This is a genomic window from Haloferax prahovense (genome assembly GCF_000723845.1).
GTDB classification, from domain to species: Archaea; Halobacteriota; Halobacteria; order Halobacteriales; family Haloferacaceae; genus Haloferax; species Haloferax prahovense.
On sequence record NZ_LK053000.1, the window covers coordinates 1,488,971 to 1,514,381 of the forward strand.

The 25,411-nt window shown below is 68.4% G+C and carries 25 protein-coding genes; 16 read left to right on the plus strand and 9 right to left on the minus strand.

Annotated elements, in window-relative coordinates:
* Nucleotides 1-106 precede the first annotated feature (106 nt).
* Entirely contained in the window at nucleotides 107-2,263 is a 2,157-nt protein-coding gene (locus BN984_RS07400; protein WP_008091246.1) for a twin-arginine translocase subunit TatC, read from the minus strand.
* A 130-nt stretch (nucleotides 2,264-2,393) separates the two neighbouring features.
* Between BN984_RS07400 and tatC the strand changes: the two genes are divergently transcribed.
* Nucleotides 2,394-3,827, plus strand: a complete 1,434-nt coding sequence (tatC, locus tag BN984_RS07405) for a twin-arginine translocase subunit TatC (RefSeq protein WP_049967954.1) — start codon at nucleotides 2,394-2,396, stop codon at nucleotides 3,825-3,827.
* A 153-nt stretch (nucleotides 3,828-3,980) separates the two neighbouring features.
* Nucleotides 3,981-4,304, plus strand: coding sequence for a hypothetical protein (locus tag BN984_RS07410; RefSeq protein WP_049967955.1), 324 nt, complete (start codon nucleotides 3,981-3,983; stop codon nucleotides 4,302-4,304).
* 30 nt (nucleotides 4,305-4,334) lie between these two features.
* On the opposite strand, the gene BN984_RS07415 is transcribed toward BN984_RS07410, so the two are convergent.
* Nucleotides 4,335-4,817: an SRPBCC domain-containing protein gene (locus tag BN984_RS07415; RefSeq protein ID WP_008091251.1), complete on the minus strand. Its 483-nt coding sequence runs from the start codon at nucleotides 4,815-4,817 to the stop codon at nucleotides 4,335-4,337.
* A 74-nt stretch (nucleotides 4,818-4,891) separates the two neighbouring features.
* Here BN984_RS07415 and BN984_RS07420 point away from each other — a divergent pair, with 74 nt between their 5' ends.
* Nucleotides 4,892-5,530 carry a histidine phosphatase family protein gene (locus BN984_RS07420; protein WP_008091253.1) on the plus strand — a complete coding sequence of 213 codons (639 nt, stop codon included), beginning with the start codon at nucleotides 4,892-4,894 and terminating at the stop codon, nucleotides 5,528-5,530.
* Between the two features lie 45 nt (nucleotides 5,531-5,575).
* Here BN984_RS07420 and larE read toward each other — a convergent pair whose 3' ends face one another.
* Nucleotides 5,576-6,463, minus strand: a complete 888-nt coding sequence (gene larE, locus BN984_RS07425; protein ID WP_008091255.1) for an ATP-dependent sacrificial sulfur transferase LarE — start codon at nucleotides 6,461-6,463, stop codon at nucleotides 5,576-5,578.
* 177 nt (nucleotides 6,464-6,640) lie between these two features.
* Between larE and BN984_RS07430 the strand changes: the two genes are divergently transcribed.
* From BN984_RS07430 to rpiA, 4 genes are all read left to right on the plus strand, one after another.
* Nucleotides 6,641-8,635, plus strand: coding sequence for a MutS-related protein (locus BN984_RS07430; RefSeq protein WP_049967956.1), 1,995 nt, complete (start codon nucleotides 6,641-6,643; stop codon nucleotides 8,633-8,635).
* A gap of 83 nt (nucleotides 8,636-8,718) precedes the next feature.
* Nucleotides 8,719-8,988 (plus strand): hypothetical protein, encoded by a 270-nt coding sequence (locus BN984_RS07435; protein ID WP_008091260.1) that lies wholly within the window; start codon nucleotides 8,719-8,721, stop codon nucleotides 8,986-8,988.
* Between the two features lie 117 nt (nucleotides 8,989-9,105).
* On the plus strand, nucleotides 9,106-10,230 hold the full coding sequence (locus tag BN984_RS07440) for an ORC1-type DNA replication protein (RefSeq protein ID WP_004973842.1): 1,125 nt from the start codon (nucleotides 9,106-9,108) through the stop codon (nucleotides 10,228-10,230).
* 50 nt (nucleotides 10,231-10,280) lie between these two features.
* Nucleotides 10,281-10,973, plus strand: coding sequence for a ribose-5-phosphate isomerase RpiA (rpiA, locus tag BN984_RS07445; protein ID WP_049967957.1), 693 nt, complete (start codon nucleotides 10,281-10,283; stop codon nucleotides 10,971-10,973).
* A 130-nt stretch (nucleotides 10,974-11,103) separates the two neighbouring features.
* On the opposite strand, the gene BN984_RS07450 is transcribed toward rpiA, so the two are convergent.
* A complete protein-coding gene (locus BN984_RS07450) occupies nucleotides 11,104-11,271 on the minus strand; it encodes a DUF1931 family protein (protein WP_004045310.1) in 168 nt (55 codons plus the stop codon).
* Nucleotides 11,272-11,457: 186 nt separating this feature from the next.
* Here BN984_RS07450 and larB point away from each other — a divergent pair, with 186 nt between their 5' ends.
* From larB to BN984_RS07465, 4 genes are all read left to right on the plus strand, one after another.
* The gene (gene larB / locus BN984_RS07455) at nucleotides 11,458-12,216 is read left to right on the plus strand and encodes a nickel pincer cofactor biosynthesis protein LarB (protein WP_008091263.1); all 759 of its coding nucleotides are present in this window, start codon (nucleotides 11,458-11,460) and stop codon (nucleotides 12,214-12,216) included.
* A gap of 124 nt (nucleotides 12,217-12,340) precedes the next feature.
* Nucleotides 12,341-12,490 carry a DUF7563 family protein gene (locus BN984_RS20215; RefSeq protein ID WP_187367346.1) on the plus strand — a complete coding sequence of 50 codons (150 nt, stop codon included), beginning with the start codon at nucleotides 12,341-12,343 and terminating at the stop codon, nucleotides 12,488-12,490.
* A 94-nt stretch (nucleotides 12,491-12,584) separates the two neighbouring features.
* Nucleotides 12,585-12,824 carry a GIY-YIG nuclease family protein gene (locus tag BN984_RS07460; RefSeq protein ID WP_004973837.1) on the plus strand — a complete coding sequence of 80 codons (240 nt, stop codon included), beginning with the start codon at nucleotides 12,585-12,587 and terminating at the stop codon, nucleotides 12,822-12,824.
* Between the two features lie 62 nt (nucleotides 12,825-12,886).
* Complete coding sequence (locus BN984_RS07465) at nucleotides 12,887-14,260, plus strand: phosphoglucomutase/phosphomannomutase family protein (RefSeq protein ID WP_008091265.1); 1,374 nt, start codon at nucleotides 12,887-12,889, stop codon at nucleotides 14,258-14,260.
* An 11-nt stretch (nucleotides 14,261-14,271) separates the two neighbouring features.
* Here the strand turns inward: BN984_RS07465 and BN984_RS07470 are convergent, their stop codons facing one another.
* The 3 genes from BN984_RS07470 to samp2 all read right to left on the minus strand — a co-directional run bounded on the left by BN984_RS07470 (nucleotide 14,272) and on the right by samp2 (nucleotide 15,394).
* Complete coding sequence (locus tag BN984_RS07470) at nucleotides 14,272-14,652, minus strand: DUF7344 domain-containing protein (protein WP_008091266.1); 381 nt, start codon at nucleotides 14,650-14,652, stop codon at nucleotides 14,272-14,274.
* 77 nt (nucleotides 14,653-14,729) lie between these two features.
* Nucleotides 14,730-15,185 (minus strand): GNAT family N-acetyltransferase, encoded by a 456-nt coding sequence (locus BN984_RS07475; RefSeq protein ID WP_049967958.1) that lies wholly within the window; start codon nucleotides 15,183-15,185, stop codon nucleotides 14,730-14,732.
* 8 nt (nucleotides 15,186-15,193) lie between these two features.
* The gene (gene samp2 / locus BN984_RS07480) at nucleotides 15,194-15,394 is read right to left on the minus strand and encodes a ubiquitin-like small modifier protein SAMP2 (protein WP_004973827.1); all 201 of its coding nucleotides are present in this window, start codon (nucleotides 15,392-15,394) and stop codon (nucleotides 15,194-15,196) included.
* Between the two features lie 148 nt (nucleotides 15,395-15,542).
* Between samp2 and BN984_RS07485 the strand changes: the two genes are divergently transcribed.
* Nucleotides 15,543-16,526, plus strand: a complete 984-nt coding sequence (locus BN984_RS07485; RefSeq protein ID WP_008091272.1) for a replication factor C small subunit — start codon at nucleotides 15,543-15,545, stop codon at nucleotides 16,524-16,526.
* A 63-nt stretch (nucleotides 16,527-16,589) separates the two neighbouring features.
* Here the strand turns inward: BN984_RS07485 and BN984_RS07490 are convergent, their stop codons facing one another.
* Nucleotides 16,590-18,839 (minus strand): GAF domain-containing protein, encoded by a 2,250-nt coding sequence (locus BN984_RS07490; protein WP_244877450.1) that lies wholly within the window; start codon nucleotides 18,837-18,839, stop codon nucleotides 16,590-16,592.
* A gap of 147 nt (nucleotides 18,840-18,986) precedes the next feature.
* The gene (locus tag BN984_RS07495; protein WP_049967960.1) at nucleotides 18,987-19,472 is read right to left on the minus strand and encodes a TspO/MBR family protein; all 486 of its coding nucleotides are present in this window, start codon (nucleotides 19,470-19,472) and stop codon (nucleotides 18,987-18,989) included.
* A 122-nt stretch (nucleotides 19,473-19,594) separates the two neighbouring features.
* Here BN984_RS07495 and alaS point away from each other — a divergent pair, with 122 nt between their 5' ends.
* From alaS to BN984_RS07515, 4 genes are all read left to right on the plus strand, one after another.
* Complete coding sequence (alaS, locus tag BN984_RS07500; protein WP_008091278.1) at nucleotides 19,595-22,363, plus strand: alanine--tRNA ligase; 2,769 nt, start codon at nucleotides 19,595-19,597, stop codon at nucleotides 22,361-22,363.
* A 102-nt stretch (nucleotides 22,364-22,465) separates the two neighbouring features.
* Nucleotides 22,466-23,242, plus strand: coding sequence for an alpha/beta fold hydrolase (locus BN984_RS07505; protein WP_049967961.1), 777 nt, complete (start codon nucleotides 22,466-22,468; stop codon nucleotides 23,240-23,242).
* Nucleotides 23,243-23,356: 114 nt separating this feature from the next.
* Nucleotides 23,357-24,070: a type 1 glutamine amidotransferase gene (locus BN984_RS07510; protein WP_008091281.1), complete on the plus strand. Its 714-nt coding sequence runs from the start codon at nucleotides 23,357-23,359 to the stop codon at nucleotides 24,068-24,070.
* 174 nt (nucleotides 24,071-24,244) lie between these two features.
* Nucleotides 24,245-25,408 carry an acyl-CoA dehydrogenase family protein gene (locus BN984_RS07515; protein WP_008091283.1) on the plus strand — a complete coding sequence of 388 codons (1,164 nt, stop codon included), beginning with the start codon at nucleotides 24,245-24,247 and terminating at the stop codon, nucleotides 25,406-25,408.
* Nucleotides 25,409-25,411 lie beyond the last annotated feature (3 nt).

Consider the following 25,411-nt stretch of genomic DNA (forward strand, 5'->3'; position numbering starts at 1 on the left):
CGATTCTCACGAGAATACTTAACGCCTTTTCAACGGTCTCAACGGCGATATTTGGCGCGTTTTTCGGGTCGGCGAGTCGGCGCGCCGGTCGCTGTGGTACCGGTCTTCACTCCGCTGCGCCGCGGGCGGGCGAGAGATCGCGCCGGCCGCCGACCGTCAGCACGAACAGGATGCCGAGACCGACGCCGTAGGCGGCCATCAGCGGGAGCGTTACCATGAACATCGTCGTGATGCTCGCGGGGGTGAACACCGCCGAGATGGCGAGGATGAACACCGTGACCTCGCGCCAGCGCTTCCGCATCATGCGGTAGCTGATGCCGGCGGTGTTGAGAAGCACCATCAGGATGGGGATGTCGGCGAGGAGGCCGATACCCGCGGTGGTGAAGAAGATGAGCCAGAAGAAGTTGGTGATGCGGTAGGAGATTATCATGTTCGCCGCGATGGCGTCCTCGACGAGGAACGTGATGACCGTCGGCGCGACGTAGCTGTAGCCGAGCGCGAAGCCGCCGAGGAGGCCGCCGACGAGCGCGCCGGTCCACAGGAAGACGGTCCGACGGCGCTTGCGGATGATGTTGCGTTCCCGGAGCGCGGGCCACGCGAAGTACGCGACGAGCGGCAGGGTCGCCAGCACGGCCAGAATCGTCGAGAACTTCACCTCGAAGATGAGCGCCTCCATCGGGTGGAGCGCGACGACGTTGAGGACTTCTTCCGGCGTCACCGCGGCGGGTAGTCGGCCGAGGAAGTCCTCGTAGACGTCCCTGATGCCGCCCGTGTAGAGCCAGCCGAACGTCGACGCGAGGACGAGCATGAACCAGCCGACGACCCAGAACGCCCGCGAGGTGACGGAGTCGACGATGAACGCGATGTCGGTGTAGTAGCCGCCGATGTCGTCCTCGTCGGTCTCGCCTCCGGTCAGTTCGGAGAAGAACGCGCCGCCCGCGCGGGTCGTCCGGTCTTCGAGTTCGCCCGGTTCGTCTTCGGCCGCGGCCGCCTCGGCTTCGCGGTCCGCTTCGGCCTCGTCGAACCGGTCGATGAGGGCCTGCGCTTTGGCCTTGTCGCCGTCGTCGATGGCGGCTGACGCGAGGCTCATAATCTCGTCTTCGTCGCGGTCGGCGAAGACCTCGGGCGGCGCGGCGCGGACGCCCGCCACGTCGAGCGCGGAGAGGTCGAGTTTCGAGGGGTCGCCGACGCCGACTTCGGTCCGTTCGAGCCGCTCGATGTCGCGGTAGACGAGGTAGGCGAGGCCGAATGCCAGGCCGACGACGCCGCCGGCGACGACGAACGCGCCCAGCACGAGCCCCGAACCGGGGTCGAGGAACACGTAGTCGCTTCCGACCGCGGCGAGTCCGTCGTTGACGAGACCGACGCCGCCGTACTCGTAGAAGGCGTAGACGAGGAGGCCGCCGACGACGCCGACGCCCGCGAGGAGGTTCCAGTGGTGAGTTGCCGTCGCCTTGACGTCCATCTTCTCGCTGCCGCGTTTGGCCGTGACGACCACGCGGGCGAGATAGAGGCTGAAGGCGTACAGCGTGATGACGGGTACCGCCCACATGATTTGGGTGAACGGGTCCGGCGGGGTGAACAGCGCGCCGAACGCGAAGATGCCGACGACGGCGTGCCGCCACTTGTCGCGGAACAGTTCGTAAGGGACGATTTCGGCGTAGGAGAGCGCGGTCATCGCGAGCGGAAGCTGGCTCGCGAGGCCGAACGAGAGCGTGAGCAGGAAGATAAACTGCGCCCACTTCACGATGGAGTAACTCGGCGTGAAGCCGGCCGACAGCGCGTTCTGCGCGAGGAACGCGAACGTGAACGGGAAGAAGACGAAGTAGCCGTAGGCGACGCCCGCGGCGAACAGCACGACCATCGTCAGCCCGATGAGCGCGAGTTTCCACGGCGCGACGGGCGATTTCGGCCACGCGCCGCGGGCTTTCAGCGCGTCCCGCGAGACGTAGATGAACGGCGGGAGTGCGAAGAGAACCCCCACGACGAGTCCGATTTTCGCCTGCAGGAGAATGACGTCGAACGGCGTCTGGGCGATGATGCTGACGTCGCCGGCGATGCTGGCGTCCATCTGTGCCTTGGTCACGCCCCGGAAGAACTCCCAGACGTAGAGTCGGAGCGCGTAGAACGTTCCGAGGAACCCGACGAGGAAGACGATGAAGACCTTCTGGAGGTCTTTTTGCGCCGCTCGGAGCATCGCACCGGCGGTCTCGCGGCCCGCCGCGATGGTCTGTTGGGTGTCCTCGTCGAGGGCGCTGGACATACGTACGTGGCGAAAGCAGTCTGGCGGTTATCAATCTTTTTCACCGCGGGCGTGATTTCGGCTCCCTCGACGCACCTCCTCGGCGCGATGCGAAAAGACCTATAACTGGCCGGAAGCGTAGGACACCTGAATGGCGGACGAGGAGCGCGACACAGGGCTCTCTGCGGCCGACGACGAGACGGACGCCTCGGACGACGCCGACCAGCGCTCGTCCGACGAGTCTGACGACGACGGGTCTTCGTCGTCTGACGGTCCGGTTTACGGTCGAGTCACCCCGCGAGACGAGACCGTTACCGACGGGTCTGCCGACGACGCTTCCGACGACGCCGATACCGACGAGACGGAAGACGACGCCGGCGACGCCGACACTGATGCGGCTCCCGAAGAGGACGCGGACGATTCTGCTTCCGAAGAGGACGCGGACGATTCCGATTCGGATGACGGCGTCGAGGACTCCGACGCTGATGCCGATTTTTCCGGAAGTACCGGTGATAGCGACGATGCCGACAACTCCGACGACGAACCGCGTCTCCTCGCCGACGACGAACACACCTCGCACGTGCCCGAGGGGACGTACGACGATTCGAGCGACGAGTCGTCCGACGACGCCGGACCGGACGCGGCGGCCGACGGCGCGAGCCCGGCGCTGACCGGCGAGGACGAGGTGGGCGGCGTGGCTCCGTCGTCCGTCTCCGTCGAGGACGCCGACTTCGACGACCCTGAGTTCGAGGGCGACGACTTCGACGACGAAGACGTTGGTGGCCTCGTCGGCGAGGCACCCGAGAGCGACCAGGAGATGCCGCTGACCGCCCACATCGAGGAGATGATTCGCCGGTTGGCGGTCGTCCTCGGCGTCGCCGGCGCGATTACGCTCGTGCTCTTCCCCGGCGCGGACATCCTCAACGCGCTCGTCGACACGCAGGCCGCCTTCGGCATCCACATCCCGAGCGCGACCGACGTTATCAACTTCCTCTGGAACTCCCACATCCCCGGCGCGGACACCATCGTGGACCGCCGGCCGCGGCTCTACGGTCCGCTCGAACTCATCCTCACCAAACTGAAGGTCGCCGGCCTCGCCGGCACCGTCATCGGCCTCCCCGTGTTCGTCTACGAGACGTACCTGTTCATGCGCCCCGGCCTCTACCCGAAAGAGCGCAAGTACTACCTCGCGGCCGTGCCGACGAGCCTCATCCTCGCGCTCGTCGGCGTCCTGTTCGCGCACTTCGTGGTGCTCCCGGCCATCTTCGCGTACTTCACCTCCTACACCGAGGGGACGGCGGTCGTCGCGTTCGGCCTCAAAGAGACGTTCAACCTCATCCTCATCCTGATGGGCTACATGGCGGTCGTCTTCCAGATTCCGCTGTTCGTGGAACTGGCCATCATGATGAACCTCGTCACTCGGCAGTGGCTCGAAGACCGCCGTCTGCTGTTTTGGGGCGCGTTCCTCGGCCTCGCGTTCCTCGTCAGCCCCGACCCGACGGGGATGGCACCCATCATCATCGGCGCCACGATGATTGTCCTGTTCGAGGGGACGCTCGCGGTCTTGCGTTGGACCGGAAACTGACACCGGTCTGCCCTTCGTTTCTTCCTCGTTTCTTCCTCGTTCCTTCTTCGTTCCTTCCTCGTTCCTTCCTCGTTCCTCCGCCAGTTCTCTCCGTTTCTGCCGAACGCTGACCGGTCAGAAGACCTATTTCAGAATGGTTAGAAAACACACACGATGGTCGACCTCGTCGCCCTGTCGGTGGTCACCCTCCCGCTCTGGTTCGTCGTGAGCGTCTGGGCCGGCATCGACGCGACCAGACACAGTTCGCACAACGCCTTCCTCTGGGGCCTCTCGGTGTTCGTCGGGGGGATTCTGGGCTTGGCGCTGTACCTCAACCTCGGGCGCGACGAACCCGGGATGGGCCGCGGCACGCCCGGTCATTCGGGGTCGCCGAACGGCGTCCCGTCCGCCCGCACCGAGACCGTCTCCTGTCCGAACTGCCACTCGCTGGAGGAAGCCGACCGGGACACCTGCCGTTTCTGCGGCGAGTCGCTGTAACGCGTCGAACATCCCGGAGAGCGCGAGGAATCACGCCGCGTTCGAGGACTCCGTACCCTCTCGCTCCTCGGCCGCGACCGCTCCCTCGACGCGCGTCTTCAGCCCCTCGTTCATGGCGACGAACCCCGCCCGGGTCTGCTCGCCGACGAACCGCAACAGGAGTCCGGCGAAGACGCCGGAGAACGTCTCCGCGTGCTCGAAGCGCGTGCGCTCGCCGCCGTCGAGCGGTTCGAGGCGGAACCGGTGTTCGCCGTCGAACAGCCCCGGGAAGACGAGGTGGCCGAGCCAGCGCAGTTCGCGGTGGTTCTCGCAGCGGACCACGTCGGGTTCGAACTCCGACTCGCGGCCGCCCGGCGGCCGCAGGTGGACGGTGAGCGTCGCGCCCTCGTTCGGTCGCCCGGCGATTCGCATGAACGGGTTCCACTCGGGGTAGCGGTCGAAGTCGACGAGGGTTTCCCACACCCGTTCAGGTGGGGCGTCTATCTCGATGCTCGTCTCGATTTCGTGTGCCATACCTAACAGTTGGCGCGCCGAGACCGTGAATCTCGCGCGGAACGTTCATTGCCGATGGGGAGAGAGACGGACGTATGGCAACCCTCCTTCTCGCCAGACACGGCGAGACGACGTGGAACCGCGCCGGGCGCGTACAGGGGTGGGCCCCCGTGTCGCTCACCGAGCGCGGCCGCGCGCAGGCCGACGCCCTCGCGCGCCACGTCGCGGACTCCTACGAGGTCGACCGCCTCGTCTCCTCCGACATCGAACGCGCCCAAGAGACCGCCCGCCCCATCGCCCGCGAACTCGGCCTCGAACCCGTCCTCGACTCCGCGTGGCGCGAGCGCGACGTGGGCTCGCTGCAGGGACTGGAGTTCGACGAACTCACCGACCGCTACCCGCAGTACGCCCTCTCGGCGGTCGGCACGCCCGCCGCCCGCGAGCGTCCGCCGAGCGGTGAGAGCCTCGTCGAGGTCCGCCGACGCGTCCTCAACGCCCACGAGGGGCTCGCTGACTCGCTCGACGCCGACGAGACGGTGCTCGTCGTCAGCCACGGCGCGCCGATTCGGCTGTCGCTCGGTGAGGTGAAGGGCCTCGACATCGTCGAGGCGATGCTGTCGCAATCGCTCGACAACGGTGGCCTGTGTGAGTTCGAAGTCGAACTGAGCGACGACGGTGACGAACCGCCCATCCACGTCGTCGCCGAGAACGAGACGCGGTTTCTGACGACGTAGGTCGGTTCGGCGGTCTGGTCCGAGTTTCTGACTGTTATCTCTCAGCTACTTCCGCATCGGGTAGTCCTGCGCGAACACGTCGTCCACGAGGAGGTCGTCGCCCGAGTCGGCGTCCGCCTCGGCCGCGGGGCTGACGCTTCCCGTCCGGTAGCCGTGGAGGTCGAGCGTGACGTGGTCGAAGCCGGCGTCCTTCAGGTGGTCGCGGGCGGCGCGGACGAAGTCGGCGTCGAGGGCGCGGTCGAGTTCATCCGGCGCGACCTCGATGCGGGCGAGGCCGTCGTGGTCGCGGACGCGGAACTGCTCGAAGCCCCACGTGCGCAGAATCGTCTCGGCGCGTTCGACCCGCGAGAGCCGCTCTTCGGTGACTTCGAGGCCGGTCGGAATCCGCGAGGAGAGACAGGCCATGGAGGGCTTGTCGGCGACCGACAGGTCGTACTCGTCGGCGATGGCGCGGACCTCCTCTTTCGTGATGTCGTGGGCGAGAAGCGGCGATAGCACCTCCAACTCCTCGACGGCGCGGAGGCCGGGGCGATGGCCCTCGCCGGGGTCCGAGGCGTTCGTCCCGTCGCAGACGGCTTCGATGCCGCGGTCGCGGGCGGCCTCGTACATCCGGCCGAGGCGCATCGTCCGGCAGTGGTAACACCGGTCGTCGTCGTTGGCGACGAAGTCGGGGTTGTCCAACTCGGAGAACTCGACGGTCAGGTGTTCGATGCCGATTTCCTCGGCGACGCGCTTCGCGTCGTCCAACTCGGCGTCCGGGAGGGTCTCGCTTTTCGCGGTGCAGGCGACCGCGTTCTCGCCGAGCGCGTCGTGGGCGAGTGCGGCGACCACGCTGGAGTCCACGCCGCCCGAAAAGGCGATGAGGACGCTCTCGCGCTCCGCGAGCGCCTCGCGTACTGCGTCGGCCTTCGCCGCGGTATCTCGCTCGCTCATGGCCTCTCTTCCCGGCCGACGGTCAAAAGCCCCTCGTCCCCGGCGCGAACGACCGCGAAGGGCGCACGCGCCCCCGAATCGGACGAGACGAGCGCTCCCGCGGCGGCGCGACCGGCGCGTCGTCCCGGAGTCACCACCCCGCGACTTTTTGTCCTATGCCGCGATAGGTCCGGCCGAATGGACTTCGAGACCATCCCGGGCGTCGGCGAGAAGACCGCCGCCGCGCTCGCGGAACTCGACGACGCCGAGCGAGCGCTCACCGACGGCGACGTGGCGGCGCTCGCGCGGGCACCGGGGCTCACGGAGGGCAGGGCGGCGGCCATCGCCCGCGGGGCGATTCGCCGCGACCACGACGACCCCGGCGGCTTTCTCGCCACCGACCGCGCCTCGGAAATCTACCGCGACGCGCTCGGTCTCCTGCAGGCGCGGACGGTCACGACGTACGCCGAGAAGCGACTGGAGACGCTGTTTCCCACCGGGTCGGCCTCGCGTATCGAGGAGGTCCGGACGTTCGCGGCCGACGCGACCGACCTCGACCCCGACCCGGACGTGCTCGCGGCGCTGGCGGGCGTCGAACCCCTCGCGGACCCGAAGCCGCGTCGCGTCCGCGAGCGCTGTATCGCCACCGCCGACGCGGAGCGCTACGCCGCCGCCAAGGAGGCGTTCCCCGAACTCTCAATCGAGGTCGTCGAGGACGGCCGCGACATCGCCGAACTCGCGCGGTCGTACTCGACGGTGGTCGTCCTCGACGAGTCGTTCGCCGGCATCGACGTCGACGGCGACGTGCGCGTCCTCCCCGACGCCGCCGAGCGGACCGACGAGGTCGTCCCCGAGCGACTGCTCGCCTTCTTCGCCGCGAACCGCGAGGCGCTTTCGGCCGCCGCCGCGGTTCACGAGGCCGCCGGACTCTCTCCGCCCTGTGACCTCGCCGACCTCCGCGACGCCCTGTCCCGATTGGCCGACGACGGGACCGTCCTCGGCGACGACGAACTCGAACGCCTCTCGAACGCGGTCGACGACCTCGACACGGCCGTCTCGACCGCCGAATCGGTGGCCAACGACCGCCTCCGCGACGTGATTCGCGAGCGCGACGTGACCATCGAGGGGACCGACTTCCTCTCGCTCGTCGAGCAGGGCGCGCGCGTCGATTCCCTGCTGTCGCGCGAACTCGAAGACGAGTTCGACGAGGCGCTTTCGGCCGCCCGCGACCACCTCGTGGAGTCGCTGTCGCTCCGCCCCGGCGAGGCCGACTTGACAGAGCGCGTCTTCCCCGAGGACCCGTCGTTCCCGCTCGGCCACGACGAGGAGGCGGTCGGCCGGCTCCGGACCGAACTGAAGGCCGCCCGCGACCGCCGCGCCGCGAAGCTGAAAGCCGACCTCGCCGCCGACCTCGGCGACCTGCGCGACCCCGTCGAGACGCTGGTCCGCGACGCGCTCGAACTCGACGTGCGCCTCGCCGTCTCGCGGTTCGCCCGCGACTTCGACTGCGTCTTCCCCGAGTTCACCGGCGCGGCCGGCGACGACGGAGCCGGCTCGTTCGCCATCGAGGCCGGCCGCTCGCCCCTCCTCGACGTGGACTTCGCGGACGTCGACTCCGTGGACTACGAGGTGTCGGGCGTCACGCTCCTCTCAGGCGTCAACAGCGGTGGGAAGACCTCGACGCTCGACCTCGTGGGACTCGTCGTCGTCCTCGCGCACATGGGACTTCCCGTGCCCGCCGAGTCGGTCCGGCTCTCGCGCTTTTCCGAACTCCACTACTACGCCAAGTCGCAGGGAACCCTCGACGCCGGGGCCTTCGAGAGCACGCTCCGCGACTTCGCCGCGCTCACCGACGGCGCGGCCGACCGACTCGTCCTCGTGGACGAACTGGAGAGCATCACCGAACCCGGCGCGTCGGCCAAAATCATCGCCGGCATCCTCGAAGAACTCGCGGAACAGGGCGCGGCGGCCGTGTTCGTCTCGCACCTCGCCGGCGGCATCCGCGAGGCCGCGGACGTGCCGGTCGCTGTGGACGGTATCGAGGCGGTCGGGCTGGAAGGCGGCGAACTCGTCGTCAACCGCTCGCCCGTGAAGGACCACCTCGCGCGGTCGACCCCGGAACTCATCGTGGAGAAACTGGCCGACGAGAGCGAGACCAGCTTCTACGGGCGACTGTTGGAGAAGTTCGACTGACGCGACCGTCTGTGGCGACATTCGACTGACGCGGTCGCCCGCGTCGACGCACGATTTATATTGACTTGCCGACAACTTCGCCCGTGCCCTCCGATTCGCTCTCCCCCGAGGAACGACAGCAGTACGACCTCGTCTACCACGCCACGAAGAACGCCATCTGGGACGTGCTCGGGACCGCGGTCTACCTGTTATTTCTGGTGTTCGGCGGGTTCCTCGTGCTGTTCGTCTTCGTACTTCCGGCGCTTAGTGCGCTCTCGCAGACCGGCGGAACGCCGGTCGTCCTCGGCGTCGGCGCGGTCGGACTGATTCTGTTCGTCGCCATCGGCTACCGAATCGTCCGGCTCCTTCAGTAAGTGACGTATCGGCTCGCGACTTCCCACCGAACCGTGGCGACGACGCGCACGCGTCCGCCCCCCGTCGGACGCCGCCGCGGTAAACGATTAAGTCCCCCGCGCGTGGTACTTCACTCGATGAGGGAGGACCCCGAAGAGGGGATGCTGTCGTGGGACGAGACCGTGTTCCGCGACGAACACGTCTTCGAAATCGACCACGTTCCGGAGACGTTCAACCACCGCGAGAGCCAACTGCGGAGCCTGAAGTACGCGCTCCGGCCCGCGGTCCGCGGCTCTCGCCCCCTGAACACGATGGTGCGTGGGCCGCCGGGGACGGGCAAGACCACCGCGGTCCAGAAACTGTTCGGCGAGTTGGGCACGCAGTCGGGCGTCCGGACCGTCCGGGTGAACTGCCAGGTCGACTCGACGCGCTACGCGGTGTTCTCGCGCGTCTTCGAGCACATCTTCGAGTACGAACCCCCGTCGTCGGGCATCTCGTTCAAGAAGCTGTTCGGCCAGATAACCGACCGCCTCGTCGAGGACGACGAGGTGCTCGTCGTCGCGCTCGACGACGTGAACTACCTGTTCTACGAGAACGAGGCGTCCGACACGCTCTACTCGTTGCTCCGCGCCCACGAGGCGCACTCCGGCGCGCGCATCGGCGTCATCATCATCTCGTCGGACCTCTCGCTCGACGTCATCGACGAACTCGACGGGCGCGTCCAGAGCGTCTTCCGGCCCGAGGAGGTGTTCTTCCCCCGCTACGACGTGGACGAAATCGTCGATATCCTCCGTGGTCGGTCGAAACGCGGCTTCCACGAGGACGTCATCGGCGCGCCCGAACTCGACCAGGTCGCGGAGTTCACCGCCGACAGCGGCGACCTGCGAGTCGGCATCGACCTGCTTCGGCGCGCCGGTCTCCACGCCGAGATGCGCGCCTCCCGCACGGTCGACATGGAGGACGTGGAGGCGGCCTACGACAAGTCGAAGTACGTCCACCTCTCGCGGTGTTTGCAGGGACTTTCGGACCCCGAACGCGAGCTCGTCCGGGTCGTCGCCGAGTACGACGGCGAGCGCGCCGGCGCGGTGTACGACGCCTTCAACGAGGAGACCGGCCTCGGCTACACGCGCTACTCCGAACTCGTGAACAAACTGGACCAACTGGGCGTCATCGAGGCGCGCTACACCGAAATCGAGGGGCGCGGCCGGACCCGCGCCATCTCGCTGGCTTACGACGCGGACGCGGTCTTGGACCGCCTCTGACGCCGCCGCTTTCGGGACCATTTTTACTCGCCGGCCGAGTCGGCTGAGCCATGAAGACTACCGGCGGAACCGACGCGCAGAAGCGCCGCGCTGCGGAGGCGGCGGTCGAAGCGGTCGAAGACGGAACCGTCGTCGGCCTCGGCACCGGCAGCACCACCGCCTTCGCCATCCGCGCCATCGGCGACCGCGTCGCCGACGGCCTCGACGTTCGGGGCGTCCCGACCTCCTTCGCGTCCCGCGAACTCGCCCGCGAGTGCGGCATCCCTCTCGCCGACCTCGACGAAGTCGACGCGGTCGACCTCGCCATCGACGGGGCCGACCAGGTGGCGACGACCGACGGTGCGCTCGTCAAGGGCGGCGGCGCGGCCCACGCCCGCGAGAAGGTGGTCGACGCCTTCGCCGACCGATTCCTCGTCGTCGCCGACCCGTCGAAGACCGCGGAAACGCTCTCGCGGCCCGTCCCCATCGAGGTGCTCCCGTCGGCGCGGACGACCGTCGCCGCGGGCGTCTCCGACCTCGGCGGCGAGGCGACGCTCCGCCGCGCCGAGCGCAAGGACGGTCCCGTCGTCACCGACAACGGGAACCTCGTCCTCGACTGCGAGTTCGGCGCTATCGCCGACCCCGAGTCGCTCGCGGCCGACCTCGCGTCGCTTCCCGGCGCGGTCGAACACGGCATCTTCGTCGGCCTCGCGGACGCGGTCTACGTCGGCACCGACGACGGCGTCGAAGTCACCGAATACTGACTCGGTTGGTCCGGCGCTCGAACGGACGCCTTCGACCGGCGCGGCTCACGGGATGAGTCGACTCACTTCGCGGGACACAACCGGCGCTCACCGGCCGGCGATAAAAGAACGAGAGGTCTAAAGACCGAGTTTACAGGTCGCGGGGCTGGACCGTCTTACGGTCGTTCTGCTCAGCGCGGCGAGCAGCGTCTTCGAGAAGCTCCTTGACTTCCTCGTCGAGAGCGTCGTAGAAGTCCGAGGCCACGTTCTTGTCCTTGAGCGCTTCCTTGACGGCTGCCTTGACAATGAGGTCTGCCATACAGAATGTCCTACCAATTCTCCTTTAATAAACTTTCCTATATTGGACGTTAATACCGCCGGATTTGGGGGTTATGGCGCTTCTATGAGGACGGATTTATCGGGAACAATCTCCACTTATATATGCTTTATCCCCGCGAGGGCGGAACGACGGGTATGAGTACGCCTCGGGCCAACGTGCGGCCATATGCGCGACATCTTGGAGGCGGTCGCGGACGGTTCGCTCTCGCCCGCCGAGGCGGAGGTACGACTCTCCGGCTACGCGACGACCGACGCGGGACGGTTCGACGCCGCCCGAGAGACGCGGCGCGGCGTCCCCGAAGCGATTCTCGCGGAGGGGAAGACACCCGACGAGACGGCGACGCTGGCCGTCGCGGCGGTCGAAACGAGCGGTCGGGCGCTCGTCACCCGGGCCGACACCGCTCACGCGGAGGCCGTCGCCGACGCCCTCCCGGACGCCGACATCGACCGCGACGCCCGGGCGAAGACCGTCGTCGCGGCCGCGCCGGACTTCGAGCGCCCCGACCTCGACGCGACCGTCGCTATCGCCACCGGCGGCACCTCCGACGCCGAGGCCGCGGGAGAGGCGGCCGCGGTCCTTCGCGAGATGGGCGTGGACGTCGAACGCATCGAGGACGTGGGGGTCGCCCACCTCGGTCGCGTGCTCGACCACCTCGACACGCTCCGCGAGGCCGACGTGGTCGTCGTCGCCGCCGGCCGCGAGGGCGCGCTGCCGACCGTCGTCGCCGGACTCGTCGACACGCCCGTCATCGGTCTGCCCGTCTCGACGGGCTACGGCCACGGCGGCGACGGCGAGGCGGCCGTCCTCGGGATGCTCCAGTCCTGTACCGTGCTCTCCGCGGTGAACGTCGACGCCGGCTACATCGCCGGCGCGCAGGCCGGACTCATCGCCCGCGCGGTCTCGGACGCCCGCGACGACGCCTGACTGGACGTTATTCTCCACCTCGTGGTCGTGCGCGATTTCGCGTGCGTACGCACACGCGCGAAGCCCTCATATGGGTGGGGTACTGTGTGTCATACACCGGCTTGGTGGCTGCCGGACCGCAACAATGCCAGTCTGTGACCACTGCGGGTCACACGTCTCCGAGCGCTTCGCACGCGTGTTCGCCGACAAGGACGGTCAGGTTCTCGCCTGTCCCAACTGTTCGGCGAACGCGGGTATCGCGGAGGTCGCTCGACAGCGTGCCCGCACCGCATGACCACTGAAGCGAGAAAAGACCACCACGCGAAGCCAACACCTCGTGCACGAGGTCGGGCGGTGGGTTCATACCCGCGCCCCTGAACCATTCTCTCGTGCACTTCGTCTACGTCATCGAGTGCAGCGACGGCTCGCTGTACACCGGGTACACGACCGACGTGGAGCGACGCGTCGCGGAACACGACGCCGGCGAGGGCGCGAAGTACACCCGCGGCCGGACGCCGGTCGAACTCGTCCACGTCGAGGAGTTCGACTCGAAGTCGGCGGCCATGTCCCGTGAGTACGAGATAAAACAGCTCCGCCGCCGGGAGAAACAGCGGCTCGTCGAGTCGTGAGCGCGTCCCCTCCCCGTCGGCTCGTAACGTAGTTTTTTGCCCCGCCGCGGAGTGGTGCGCGTATGGACGAAATCTCATTCGGGACCGACGGGTGGCGCGCCACGCTGGACACCTTCACCGACGACCGCGTCCGCATCGTCGGACAGGCCGTCGCCGACTACCTCGCCGACGAGGGCTTCACCGCCCCGGTGCTCGTCGGCTACGACGCCCGCGAGACCTCGCCCGGCTTCGCGGAGTCGCTCGCCGAGGTCGTCGCCGGCAACGGTTTCGACGTGCTCCTGCCCGAGCGGGACTGCCCGACCCCGCTCGTCGCCTACGCCATCGCCGAGCGCGGCCTCTCGGGGGCACTCATGGTCACGGCCTCGCACAACCCGCCGGAGTACAACGGCGTGAAGTTCATCCCCTCGGACGGCGCGCCGGCGCTCCCCGACGTGACCGACGCGGTCGCCGAGCGACTCGCCGAACCGGACCTCCTGCCAGAGTCCGAACGCGGGACCATCGAGCGCGTCGACGTGGTCTCCCCGCACGCCGACCACGCCATGGACCTCGTCGGCGACGACCTCTCGGACCTCACGGTCGTCTACGACGCCATGCACGGCAGCGGCCGCGGCGTCACCGACGCGCTGCTCGAAGCCGCCGGCGCGGAGGTCGTCCGCCTACGCTGCGAGCGCGACGCCGACTTCGGCGGCATCTCACCGGAGCCCTCCGCGGAGAACCTCGAAGGTCTCGCCGAGGCGATGGCCGAACACGACGCGGACCTCGGGGTCGCCAACGACGGCGACGCCGACCGCATCGGCATCGCCACGCCCGACCGCGGCGTCCTCGACGAGAACCTCTTTTTCGCCGCCGTCTACGACTACCTGCTCGAATCCGACTCCGGGCCGGCTATCCGGACCGTCTCGACCACGTTCCTCATCGACCGCATCGCCGAGGCCCACGGCGAGGAGGTGTTCGAGACCGCGGTCGGCTTCAAGTGGGTCGCCGACGGCATGCGTGAGCACGACGCGCTCATGGGCGGCGAGGAGTCCGGCGGCTTCTCCGTCCGCGGGCACGTCCGCGAGAAGGACGGCGTTCTCATGGGCCTGCTCGCGGCGGCCGCGACCGCCGAAGAGGACTTCGACGCCCGCCTCGACCGCATCGAGGCCGAACACGGCGAAATCGTCGCCGACAAGATAAGCGTCGCCTGCCCCGACTCCGAGAAGGCGCGCGTCATCGACGACCTCGAGGACGTGCTCCCCGAGACGGTCGCCGGCCGCGACATCGCCAAGGTCGTCACGCTCGACGGCTTCAAACTGCTCTTAGAAGACGGCTCGTGGCTCCTCGTCCGCCCCTCGGGCACGGAGCCGAAGATGCGCGTCTACGCCGAGGCCGGGAGCGAAGACGCGGTCTCGTCGCTCCTCGAAGCCGGCCGCGAACTCGTCGAACCGCTCGTCTGAGCGGGCCGTTTTCAGGGCTCTCTCGTCTCTTCTTCGTCGCCGACGGGTCTGACGACCCCGCGGTACGCCGGCGTGAAAAGCGGGAGCGTCTCCGCGTGCTCGGTCAACGAGACGCCGTCTCCCGCGGCCTCGACGAGGTCCGCGGCCTGAAGCTTCGGCAGGTGGACGTGGACGATTCCGACCTCGGCCTGCTGGACGACCTGCACGTCCACCTCGTCGGGCGGCAGGTCGGTCGTCCGCACCGCGAGGGCGACCGCGAGGTCCCAGACCGACGTCGGCTCCGTCCGGTCGTGGAGGTACTCCAACACGTAGCGGCGCGACGGGTCGGAGAGCGCGTCGAACACGCGGTCCCAGTCGGTCAGGATACGGTCGCTCCGGTCACGCTTTGCCATGGGCTTGACTTCCTAGCCCTTGACGACCGGCGGCTAAATCTGTGTCGGTTGGTAACATCCATCAATCTCTGAAGCCGCTACGCGTCCCGGAGGACGCCGCGAAATCGGTCGTCGCCCGCGCCCGTGTCTGCGACCGCTCTCGCGTCCCCACCTCGCTCTTCGATGTCGAACCCGAGCGACTCGTAGAACGGTCGGACGCCCTCGTCGAAGTCGGCGACGAGTCGTCCGCTTCGGTCGACAGCCGCCCGGACGAGCGCGGTTCCGACGCCCCGCCCGCGGCGACTCGGTGAGGTTGCCACGGCCTCGACATAGTCGCCGTCGAGCGCCAGCGCGCCGACGACGCGGCCGGACGCCTCGGCGACGAGACAGTCGCCCGCCGCCAGTCGGTCGCGGATGTCGCCCGCGTCGGCTTCGAGCAGTCCGGCGTCGAGGACGCGCATCACGGCCACCAGTTCCCCGGGGTCGCCCTCGCGGACGCGGACTCCGTCGTCGCTCCGGGTGGTGTCGTCGTCGGCCCCAGCGGTGTCGTCCATGCCGCCGACTACCCGCCTTTGATGAGGCGGAGCACCTTCACGCGGTCGACTTCGACGGGCTGGTCTTCGGGGACGGGGCGGCCGTCGACGAGGACGGTCACCTCGTGTGGGCTGAGGTCCACCGCCCGCACGAGGTCCGCGTAGGTCCCGCCGTCGCCGACGGCGACCTCGCTGGTCTCCTCGCCGACGACCTCGACGGTCACGTTCATGGTCGCTCGTGGGTCGGGCGCGGGTTTCAGTCCGTCGGCTCGGCGTCGCGGCGGCCCCGCGACCCGGCGTTCGACCTGCCGCCGGGTCGGTGCCACACCGGCTCTCCGTCTCGCACGGTTTATGTGCGGGGCGGTCGGTAGAACGGATATGAGCGAGGCCGCGGAGTCGGGCGACGCCCCGGCGGGTCGTGAGATCTGGATCGAGAAGTACCGACCGCAGACCTTCGACGACGTCTACGGACAGGACGACATCGTCGAGCGCCTGCGGAGCTACATCGAGCGCGACGACCTGCCGCACCTCCTGTTCGCGGGACCGGCGGGCGTCGGTAAGACCACTTCCGCGACGGCCATCGCCCGCGCCATCTACGGTGACGACTGGCGCGGCAACTTCCTCGAACTCAACGCCTCCGACGAGCGCGGCATCGACGTGGTCCGCGACCGCATCAAGAACTTCGCGCGCTCGTCGTTCGGCGGCCACGACTACCGCGTCATCTTCCTCGACGAGGCCGACTCGCTGACGAACGACGCGCAGTCGGCGCTCCGCCGGACGATGGAGCAGTTCTCCGACAACACCCGGTTTATCCTCTCGTGTAACTACTCCTCGAAGATTATCGACCCCATCCAGTCGCGCTGTGCGGTGTTCCGTTTCTCCCCGCTCGGCGACGACGCCGTCGCGGAACAGGTCCGCGACATCGCCGCGGCCGAGGACATCGAGGTCACCGAGGACGGCCTCGACGCGCTCGTCTACGCCGCCGGCGGCGACATGCGCCGCGCCATCAACTCCCTGCAGGCCGCCGCGACGACCGGCGAAGTCGTCGACGAGGAGGCCGTCTACATGATTACCTCGACGGCCCGCCCCGAGGACATCGAGGAGATGGTTCGGGCCGCCATCGACGGCGAGTTCACGACCGCGCGCAAGCAGTTAGAGACGCTCATCGTCGACACCGGGATGGCCGGCGGCGACATCATCGACCAGCTTCATCGCTCCGTCTGGGAGTTCGACCTCGGCGAGCGCGAGGCCGTCCGCCTCATGGAACGCATCGGCGAGGCCGACTACCGCATCTCCGAGGGCGCGAACGAGCAGGTCCAACTCGAGGCGCTCCTCGCGTCGCTCGCGCTCTCGCAGAACTGAACTGAACTGGGCCGACTCGGCCGCGCCGGCCGCCGCACTCCCCGGTCTCTCCTCGTTTTCGCCTCACGCCCGGAACTCGAAGCGCGCGCCGCCCGCCGTCCCCGACGTCACGATAGCCGACCAGCCGTGGGCCTCGGCGATGGATTCGACGATTGCGAGCCCGTAGCCGATGCCGTCGTCGCCGGTCGTCTCGCCGGGCTCGAACACCTCGTCGCGGCGCTCGGGGTCGATGCCGGGGCCGTCGTCTTCGACGTAGAAGCCGCCGTCGACGCCGCCGACCTCGACGCGAACGTCGCTTCCGGCGTGTTCGACCGCGTTCCGAAACAGGTTGGCGAGCAGTTCGGCGAGGCGGTCCTCGTCGGCGTCGACGACGACCGACTGGCAGGTGAGTAACTCGGCGTCTTCGGTCTCGGTGGTCGCCCACGCCTGCCGGGCGACCGCCCCGAGGTCCACGCGCTCCGTCTCGTCGACCAGTTGACCGCGGCGGGCGAGCGACAGCAGGTCGTCGATGAGTTCCTCCATCTGTTCGAGCGCCCGCTTGGCCGTATCGAACCGCGACTCCGCGCCGGTCTCGCGGGCGAGGTCGAGGTTCCCGCGGGCGACCGAAAGCGGGTTCCGAAGGTCGTGGCTCACGATGTTCGCGAACTCCTCCAATCGCTCGTTCTGTCGCTCTAACTCGCTTTCGCGGGTCTTCCGCTCCGTGATGTCGGTGTAGATGGCGTACCCCGACCCACGCTCTTCGCCGGGCGACAGCGGGACGACGTTCAGGATGAACTCGCGGACGCCGCCTTCGGTCCGACGGCGGACCTCGCCGCGGTAGCTCTCGCCGGCGGCGACGAGGAGTTCGGGGATGGTTTCGTCGGCCCTCGGTTCGGGCACCGGGTCTGGGTCGGGCTCCGGCGGGACGATTCGCCCCAGCAGGTCGCTTCCGACCACGTCGTCGGCGTCGTAGCCGAAAATCGACTGGAACGCCCGGTTCACGTCGCGGACGGTGACCGCGCCGGCTTCCACGTCGTAGGCGACGGCGGCGTCGGAGACGTGCTCGAACAGCGCAGTCGAGCGGTCGCGTTCCTCCCGGAGCCGCGATTCCGCGCGGATGCGCTCGGCCGTGACCGCGACGTGCGCCATGAGGAGTTCCGTTAGTTCGGCGTCTCGCTCGTCGAACGCGCCGGGCGTGAACGTCGTCGCCTGAAAGACGCCGAGGTCCCCGATGGGGACGCTCAGGACCGCGCGGTACATCCGCTTGACCGGCCGCGCCTCGGGGTGGTCGCGCACGTCGTCGGTGATGTCCGTCTCCCCCGACAGGTACACCTCGGCCGCGATGCCCCCGTCGTCGAGGGGGACGCGCTCTGCGCCGTCGGCCGGCGCGTCGGACGAGATGGCCGCCGGGACGATGTAGTCGCCCTCGACGAGGCCCACGTAGCTGATGTCGAACTCGAGGATGTCGTCCGTGATTTCGACGGTCCGCTCGAACAGTTCGTCGAGGCTCGTCGCCGCGGCCAGTTCGGTGGCCCCCCGGTGGAGCCGCTCTATCTGCTCGCGGCTCTGTCGAAGCGCGGCCTCGGACTCGATGCGGCTCCGCGTCTCGGAGACGTAGGACACGAGGAGTTCGGCCAGCGTGAGGTCGGTCTCGTCGTACGCGCCGACCTCGTTGGAGATGGCCTGAAACACGCCGTCGTCGCCCAGCGGGACGCTCACCGCCGAGCGGTACGCGGGGTCGTCGGGGTCGGCCACGGGGTGGTCGCGCACGTCGTCCACGAGAAACGAGCGTTTGGTCCGGTGCGTCTCCCCGAGCAGGCCCGTGTCCGAGGGAATCGGCCCCGTCCCGGCCATATCGTCGTTGTTGGCGGCGACGTAGAAGCTGTCCCCGTCGTGGACGAAAAACGAGGTGTTGTCGAACTCGAGGATGTGCTCCGTGAGGCCGATGGCGCGCTCGTAGAGTTCGTCGACCGTCCCGGCCGTGATGAGGTCCGTCGTCCCCTCGTAGAGCCGCTTGAGCCGGTCCCACTCGGCGTCGTTTCGGGCCAGCGCCACCTCCTCGGCGTCTCTGTCGGCGGTCGATGCGAGCACCCATCGAACCTGCGATTCGAGCCCGGAGCGGTCGCCGCGGCTGACGTAGGCGTCGAACCGCTCGGGCCGCTCGACAGTCGCTGGCGGGACGTCGGTGTACAGAATGGTCGGCACGTCGTCGGAAACCGATGCGTCGGGGTCCGTGACGACGGCGCAGGCGGCGTCGGACGGGTCGTTCTCGTCACTCGTTGACGTCACCGTGACCCCGTCGCCGAGGTCGATATCGTCGAAGTCGTCGTCCACGAAAACCGTTGGTTCCGTCGCGTGCACGGCAGTCTCCCTATCGAACGACAACGAGAAATATAATCGTTGCGGCATGTTTCCAATCACCAAGAACGAGCCGAGGTGGGCGATACACGGCGTCGAGGCGGGAGTCACCCGGTCGACTGCTCAGTTTAGCGACCAGAAGCCGTAGTTGAGCACGGTGGCGAAGCACGTCCACAGGAGATAGGGAACGAGGAGCGCGGCGGCGCGTCGGTCGACGGCGTCGAACTCGCGCATCGTCGCCAGAATCGCGAGGATGAGGACCGCGATGACCGCGAGGCCGAGCGCGGGCGACTGCAGTCCGAAGAACGCCGCGGACCACGCGACGTTGACGACGAGGTGACCGACGAAGACGACGAGTGCCCGTTCGCGGCGGGGATGGTCGCTCCGGGAGACGAGCCACGCGGCGACGCCCATCAGGGCGAACAGCGTCACCCAGACCGGGCCGAACACCCAGTTCGGCGGGGCGAACCACGGGCGGGCGAGCGTCGCGTACCACGACCCGATGGCGGTCGCGGTGAAGACGCTCCCTACCGCGCCCGCGAGTTGCGCGAGGACCACCCACGCGAGCAGTTCGACCGCCGGTCGCCGACGGAGCGAGGCGAGTTCCATACTCCTCGTTGGTTCGGGAGGGAAAAGAACGACACGGCCCGTGCGGGCGAAATTGAGGGGAATCGGGCGTCTGCGCCCATTTCCCGGAACTGTTTTACCCGACGGTAGACCAGAGTTTGGCAATGAGCGAACTCGAAGCGGAGTACCGCCTCGACTACTTCGAGGAGGAGGGCTTCTACCGGAAGCAATGCCCCGTGACGGGCGTCCACTTCTGGACACGAGACCCCGACCGCGAGACCTGCGGTGAACCGCCCGCCGACGACTACACCTTCATCGACAACCCCGGCTTCGACGAGGAGTACACTCTCGAAGAGATGCGCGAGAAGTTCCTCTCTTTCTTCGAGGAACACGACCACGAGCGCATCGACCCCTACCCGGTCGCCGCGAACCGCTGGCGCGACGACGTGCTCTTGACGCAGGCATCTATCTACGACTTCCAGCCACTCGTCACGTCCGGCGAGACGCCGCCGCCGGCCAACCCGTTGACCGTCTCCCAGCCCTGCATCCGGATGCAGGATATCGACAACGTGGGCAAGACCGGCCGCCACACGATGGCGTTCGAGATGATGGCCCACCACGCGTTCAACGCCCGCGAGGAGGCCGGCGACAAGTACGCCTACGAGGGCGAAGTCTACTGGAAGGACGAGACGGTCCGCCTCTGCGACGAGTTCTTCGAGTCGCTCGGCGCGGACATCTCCGAAATCACCTACATCGAGGACCCGTGGGTCGGCGGCGGCAACGCCGGACCGGCCTTCGAAGTCCTCTACCGCGGCGCCGAACTCGCCACCCTCGTCTTCATGTCGATGAAGCAGGACCCGGACGGCGAGTACGAACTCAAGGACGGCAACACCTACTCGCCGATGGACACCTACATCGTCGACACCGGCTACGGGCTCGAACGGTGGACGTGGGTGTCCCAGGGGACGCCGACGGTGTACGAGGCCGTCTACCCCGACATGATTGAGTTCCTGAAGGACAACGTCGGCATCGAACACACCGACGAGGAGGAGGAACTCATCCACCGCGCGGCGAAGCTCTCGGGCCACCTCGACATCGACGAAATCGACGACCTCGCAACCGCGCGCGCCGGAGTCGCGGGCGAACTCGGCGTCGACGAGGCCGAACTCACGGCCCTGCTCCGACCGCTCGAAGACATCTACGCCATCGCGGACCACTGTCGCACCCTCGCGTACATGTTCGGCGACGGCATCGTCCCCTCGAACGTCGGGACGGGCTACCTCGCCCGTATGGTCCTCCGGCGCACGAAGCGCCTCGTGGACAACCTCGGCGTGGACGCCCCGCTCGACGAACTCGTGGACATGCAGGCCGAGCGCCTCGACTACCAGAACCGCGACACCATCCGCGACATCGTCCGCAGCGAGGAGCGCAAGTACAGAAAGACGCTCGAACGCGGCTCCCGCAAGGTCCAGCAGCTCGCCGACGAGTACGCCGACAAGGACGAGCCGATACCGCTCGACGAACTCATCGAGCTGTACGACTCCCACGGCATCCAGCCCGACATGGTGCAGGAAATCGCCGAGGAGCGCGGCGCGACCGTCGACATCCCCGACGACTTCTACTCGCTCGTCGCCGACCGCCACGAGCAGGTCGACGGCGAGGACGAGGCCGTGGAGCGCGACGACCGCCTCGGCGACCTGCCGGCGACGGACAAGCTCTACTACGACGACCAGGAGCGCACCGAGTTCGAGGCCGTCGTCCTCGACGTGTTCGAGCGCGAGGAGGGCTACGACGTGGTCCTCGACCAGACGATGTTCTACCCCGAAGGCGGCGGCCAGCCCGCCGACCACGGCTCGCTCGCCACCGACGACGCGACGGTCGAGGTGACCGACGTGCAGATAGCGGGCGATGTGGTGCTCCACCGCACCGACGACGACCCCGGCAAGGGCGAGTTCGTCCGCGGCCAACTCGACGCCGAACGCCGCCGTCGGCTCATGCGCCACCACACGGCGACCCACGTCATCGGCCACGCCATCCGGACGGTCCTCGGCGACCACATCCGGCAGGCCGGCGCGTCGAAGGGCGTCGACCGCTCGCGGCTCGACGTGACCCACTACGAGCGCATCACCCGCGAGGAGGTCACGCAGATAGAGCGCGTCGCCAACGAACTCGTGATGCGGAACATCCCGGTCAAACAGGAGTGGCCGGACCGCCGCGACGCCGAGAAGAAGTACGGTTTCGACCTCTATCAGGGCGGTATCCCGCCGGGCGAGCAGATTCGCCTCATCCACGTCGGCACCGACGTGCAGGCCTGCGGCGGCACCCACGTCAAGCGCACCGGCGACATCGGGGCCATCAAGGTGCTGACGACGGAGCCCGTTCAGGACGGCGTCGAGCGCGTCGTCTTCGCGGCGGGCGACGCGGCCATCGAGGCCACCCAGCGCACCGAGGACGCGCTGTACGGCGCGGCCGACGTGCTCGACGTGAACCCCGCGGACGTGCCCGAGACGGCAGAGCGCTTCTTCACCGAGTGGAAAGAGCGCGGCAAGACCATCGACCGCCTGAAGACGGAACTCGCCGAGGCGCGCGCCGCGGCGGGGGCCGACGAAATCGACATCGACGGCACGCCCGCCGTCGTCCAGCGCCTCGACGGCGACGCGGACGAACTCCGCGCGACCGCGAACGCGCTGGTCGAGGAGGGCAAAGTCGCCGTCCTCGGCTCCGCCGCGGGCGGGAGCGCCCAGTTCGTCGTCGGCGTTCCCGACGGCGTCGGTGTCAACGCCGGGCAGGTCGTCGGCCAACTCGCCGGGAAGGTCGGCGGCGGCGGCGGCGGCCCCGCGGACTTCGCGCAGGGCGGCGGCCCCGACGTGGACGCGCTTGACGACGCGCTCGACGAGGCTCCCGACGTGCTCCGCGCGGTTTTGAACGCCTGAGTCGGTCGCGCGACCGGCCCGAGTTCGCGTTCGCTTTCGTTCCCGCTTACCCCGCGTCCGCGAGACGGACGCCCTAAGTCGCTCGCCCGCCGAGCCCCCGGTATGCCCACGGCAGTCGCGGACGGGGTCGAACTGTACTACGACAGCGAGGGCGACGGCGAGACGGTCGCCTTCGTCGGCGACGCGGGCTACGGCGCGTGGCAGTGGGGCTGGCAGCACGCCGCCGTCGCCGGCCCCTACGAGAGCCTCGTGACCGACCTCCGCGGGGCCGGCCGCTCCGACGCGCCCGCGGGGCCGTACTCGGTCGAGACGCTCGTCTCCGACCTCGTCGCCGTCCTCGCGGACGCGAACGTCAGGAAGGCTCACCTCGTCGGGTTCGGCCTCGGCGGGTTGGTCGCGCTGGAGGCCGCGCGGACGACGAACCGCGTTCGGAGCCTCGTCCTCGTCGGCACCGCCGCCTCGGGAGACGGTATCGACCCCGAACCGCTCTCGGCCGCGCCCGACGTCCCAGCGGCGCTCCGCGAGTCGCTCGCGCCGGCGCTCTCCGAGGAGTTCCGGGCGGAACAGCCGGACGTGGTCGACCAACTCGTCTCGTGGCGCGAACGGGAAGACGCCGACCCCGAGGCGTGGGCCGCGCAGACCGCCGCCGTCGCCGACTACGACGCCGGTCCGCTCTACGAGGTGACGGTTCCGACGCTCGTTCTCCACGGCGACGACGACCCGGTCTGGCCGGTCGAGGGGGGCCGCGCGCTGGCCGAGGGACTCCCGCGCGGCGAGTTCGAGTCGTTCGCAGGCGCGCGCCACCTCGTCACCGTCGAGCGGTCGCGGCTCGTCAACGACGCGCTCGTCTCCTTTCTCGAATCGCTCGACGACGACTGAGCGACGCTCCGTCGCGTTCGCTCCGGATTCGTCGCCGACGCGCCCCGTCCCAGGTGCCGGCAGAGAGCGTTCCGGGCGCAACTTCTTTAGAGCCGCACCGACTGTCTCTCCACGATGACCCGCCCGCGACTCGCGTTCTTGGACGCCTCCCACGGCGATTCGAGCACGTTCCGAAACTTCAGGCGCGAACTCGACGCCGACCTCGTCGAGTTCGACGTGACCGACGGCCGCCTCCCCGACCACTTCGACTACGACGGCGTCGTCATCACCGGCTCGTCGTCGTCGGTCTACTGGGACGAGGCGTGGATTCGGAACCTCGTGTCGTGGGTCGCCGACGCCGACGAGCGCGGCCTCCCTCTCTTGGGCGTCTGTTTCGGTCACCAGGTCGTCGCGGCGGCCCTCGGCGGCACCGTCGAGGACATGGGCGAGTTCGAACTCGGCTACAACGAAATCGAGCGCACCCGCGCCGACGACGAGGACGACATCCTCACCGGCATCGGCGAGCGCTTCACCGTCTTCACCTCCCACGGCGACCGGGTGAGCGAACTCCCGCCGGGCGCGGAACTCCTCGCGCAAAACGAGTTCGGCGTCCACGCGTTCCGCCGGAGCCACGCCTTCGGCGTCCAGTTCCACCCTGAGTACGACACCGACACCGCCGAGGCCATCGCGAGGCAGAAAGACTTCCTCCCCGACGAGCGGCTTCGGTCGGTCATCGACGGCATCACGCCGGAAAACTACGCCGCCGCCTGCGAGGCCAAGCGCCTGTTCGACAACTTCGTCACCTACGTCAACCGGACGAACGCTGGTTCGGTCGAATCGGCGGCCTGAGCGTTCCGCCAGCCGCGAGCCGTTTTCGAGTCGCATCCGAGCCGCCGTCGAGTCGTGCCCCTCTCGCTGCCGAGCCGCGCCGCCCCGCTTTCGTCACCGACTTTTCGGTCGTCCGTCTTCCCCGAATCTCGACCGAGCGAATCGCTTTTCACCGCGCCGGGCGCAGGGTCTATCATGCTCGATTATCTGGAATTGGAGGGCGACCTGACCGGCGAAGAGAAACTCGTCCGCGACGAGGCCCGCCGCTTCGTCGACGAGCAGGTCAAACCCGACATCGGCGAGCACTACGAGGCCGGGACGTTCCCGACCGAACTCATCCCGCAGATGGGCGAACTCGGCTTCTACGCGCCCAACCTCGACGGCTACGGTCTCCCCGGCCTCGGCGAGCGCGCCTACGGCCTCCTGATGCAGGAGCTCGAAGCCGGCGACTCCGGCCTCCGGTCGATGGCGAGCGTGCAGGGCTCGCTCGTCATCTACCCTATCCACGCCTACGGCTCCGACGAGCAGAAACAGCGGTGGCTCCCGAAACTCGGGTCGGGCGAGGCGGTCGGCTGTTTCGGCCTGACTGAACCGCAACACGGCTCGGACCCGTCGGGGATGGAAACCCGCGCCGAGCGCGACGCCGACGGCTACGTCCTCAACGGCTCGAAGACGTGGATTACGAACTCGCCCATCGCGGACGTGGCGGTCGTCTGGGCGCGCGACGTGTCGGCGGAGGGGTCGCCGGTCCGCGGGTTCCTCGTCGAGACCGACCGAGACGGCGTGACGACGAACAAAATCGAGGGCAAACTCTCGATGCGCGCGTCGGTCACGGGCGAAATCGGCCTCGACGACGTGCGCGTTCCCGAGGAGGACGTGCTCCCCGGCGTCGAGGGGATGAAGGGGCCGCTTTCGTGTCTCACGCAGGCGCGGTTCGGCATCGCGTGGGGCGTCGTCGGCGCGGCCCGCGACGCCTTCGAGGACGCCCGCCAGTACGCGAAGGACCGAGACCAGTTCGGCGGGCCAATCGCGCGGTTCCAACTCCAGCAGGGCAAACTCGCCGAGATGGCGACCCAAATCACGAACGCGCAGTTGATGGCCCATCGCCTCGCCGACCTCAAAGAGCGCGGCGACCTGCGACACCAGCAGGTGTCGATGGCGAAGCGACACAACGTCCGCGTCGCCCGCGAGGTGACCCGAACCGCCCGCGAGATGCTCGGCGGCAACGGCATCACGACCGACTACTCGCCGATGCGCCACATGGAGAACATCGAGACCGTCTACACCTACGAGGGGACCGACGACATCCACACGCTCGTCCTCGGCGCGGACCTGACGGGAATCGAAGCATTCCACTAGGGC

What these genes read in the sequence shown, in the direction of transcription:
- BN984_RS07400 (WP_008091246.1), bottom strand. Translation starts at nt 2,263, where the DNA reads ATGTCCAGCGCCCTCGACGAGGACACCCAACAGACCATCGCGGCGGGC.
- tatC (WP_049967954.1), top strand. Translation starts at nt 2,394, where the DNA reads ATGGCGGACGAGGAGCGCGACACAGGGCTCTCTGCGGCCGACGACGAG.
- BN984_RS07410 (WP_049967955.1), top strand. Translation starts at nt 3,981, where the DNA reads ATGGTCGACCTCGTCGCCCTGTCGGTGGTCACCCTCCCGCTCTGGTTC.
- BN984_RS07415 (WP_008091251.1), bottom strand. Translation starts at nt 4,817, where the DNA reads ATGGCACACGAAATCGAGACGAGCATCGAGATAGACGCCCCACCTGAA.
- BN984_RS07420 (WP_008091253.1), top strand. Translation starts at nt 4,892, where the DNA reads ATGGCAACCCTCCTTCTCGCCAGACACGGCGAGACGACGTGGAACCGC.
- larE (WP_008091255.1), bottom strand. Translation starts at nt 6,463, where the DNA reads ATGAGCGAGCGAGATACCGCGGCGAAGGCCGACGCAGTACGCGAGGCG.
- BN984_RS07430 (WP_049967956.1), top strand. Translation starts at nt 6,641, where the DNA reads ATGGACTTCGAGACCATCCCGGGCGTCGGCGAGAAGACCGCCGCCGCG.
- BN984_RS07440 (WP_004973842.1), top strand. Translation starts at nt 9,106, where the DNA reads ATGAGGGAGGACCCCGAAGAGGGGATGCTGTCGTGGGACGAGACCGTG.
- rpiA (WP_049967957.1), top strand. Translation starts at nt 10,281, where the DNA reads ATGAAGACTACCGGCGGAACCGACGCGCAGAAGCGCCGCGCTGCGGAG.
- BN984_RS07450 (WP_004045310.1), bottom strand. Translation starts at nt 11,271, where the DNA reads ATGGCAGACCTCATTGTCAAGGCAGCCGTCAAGGAAGCGCTCAAGGAC.
- larB (WP_008091263.1), top strand. Translation starts at nt 11,458, where the DNA reads ATGCGCGACATCTTGGAGGCGGTCGCGGACGGTTCGCTCTCGCCCGCC.
- BN984_RS20215 (WP_187367346.1), top strand. Translation starts at nt 12,341, where the DNA reads ATGCCAGTCTGTGACCACTGCGGGTCACACGTCTCCGAGCGCTTCGCA.
- BN984_RS07465 (WP_008091265.1), top strand. Translation starts at nt 12,887, where the DNA reads ATGGACGAAATCTCATTCGGGACCGACGGGTGGCGCGCCACGCTGGAC.
- BN984_RS07470 (WP_008091266.1), bottom strand. Translation starts at nt 14,652, where the DNA reads ATGGCAAAGCGTGACCGGAGCGACCGTATCCTGACCGACTGGGACCGC.
- BN984_RS07475 (WP_049967958.1), bottom strand. Translation starts at nt 15,185, where the DNA reads ATGGACGACACCGCTGGGGCCGACGACGACACCACCCGGAGCGACGAC.
- samp2 (WP_004973827.1), bottom strand. Translation starts at nt 15,394, where the DNA reads ATGAACGTGACCGTCGAGGTCGTCGGCGAGGAGACCAGCGAGGTCGCC.
- BN984_RS07485 (WP_008091272.1), top strand. Translation starts at nt 15,543, where the DNA reads ATGAGCGAGGCCGCGGAGTCGGGCGACGCCCCGGCGGGTCGTGAGATC.
- BN984_RS07495 (WP_049967960.1), bottom strand. Translation starts at nt 19,472, where the DNA reads ATGGAACTCGCCTCGCTCCGTCGGCGACCGGCGGTCGAACTGCTCGCG.
- alaS (WP_008091278.1), top strand. Translation starts at nt 19,595, where the DNA reads ATGAGCGAACTCGAAGCGGAGTACCGCCTCGACTACTTCGAGGAGGAG.
- BN984_RS07505 (WP_049967961.1), top strand. Translation starts at nt 22,466, where the DNA reads ATGCCCACGGCAGTCGCGGACGGGGTCGAACTGTACTACGACAGCGAG.
- BN984_RS07510 (WP_008091281.1), top strand. Translation starts at nt 23,357, where the DNA reads ATGACCCGCCCGCGACTCGCGTTCTTGGACGCCTCCCACGGCGATTCG.
- BN984_RS07515 (WP_008091283.1), top strand. Translation starts at nt 24,245, where the DNA reads ATGCTCGATTATCTGGAATTGGAGGGCGACCTGACCGGCGAAGAGAAA.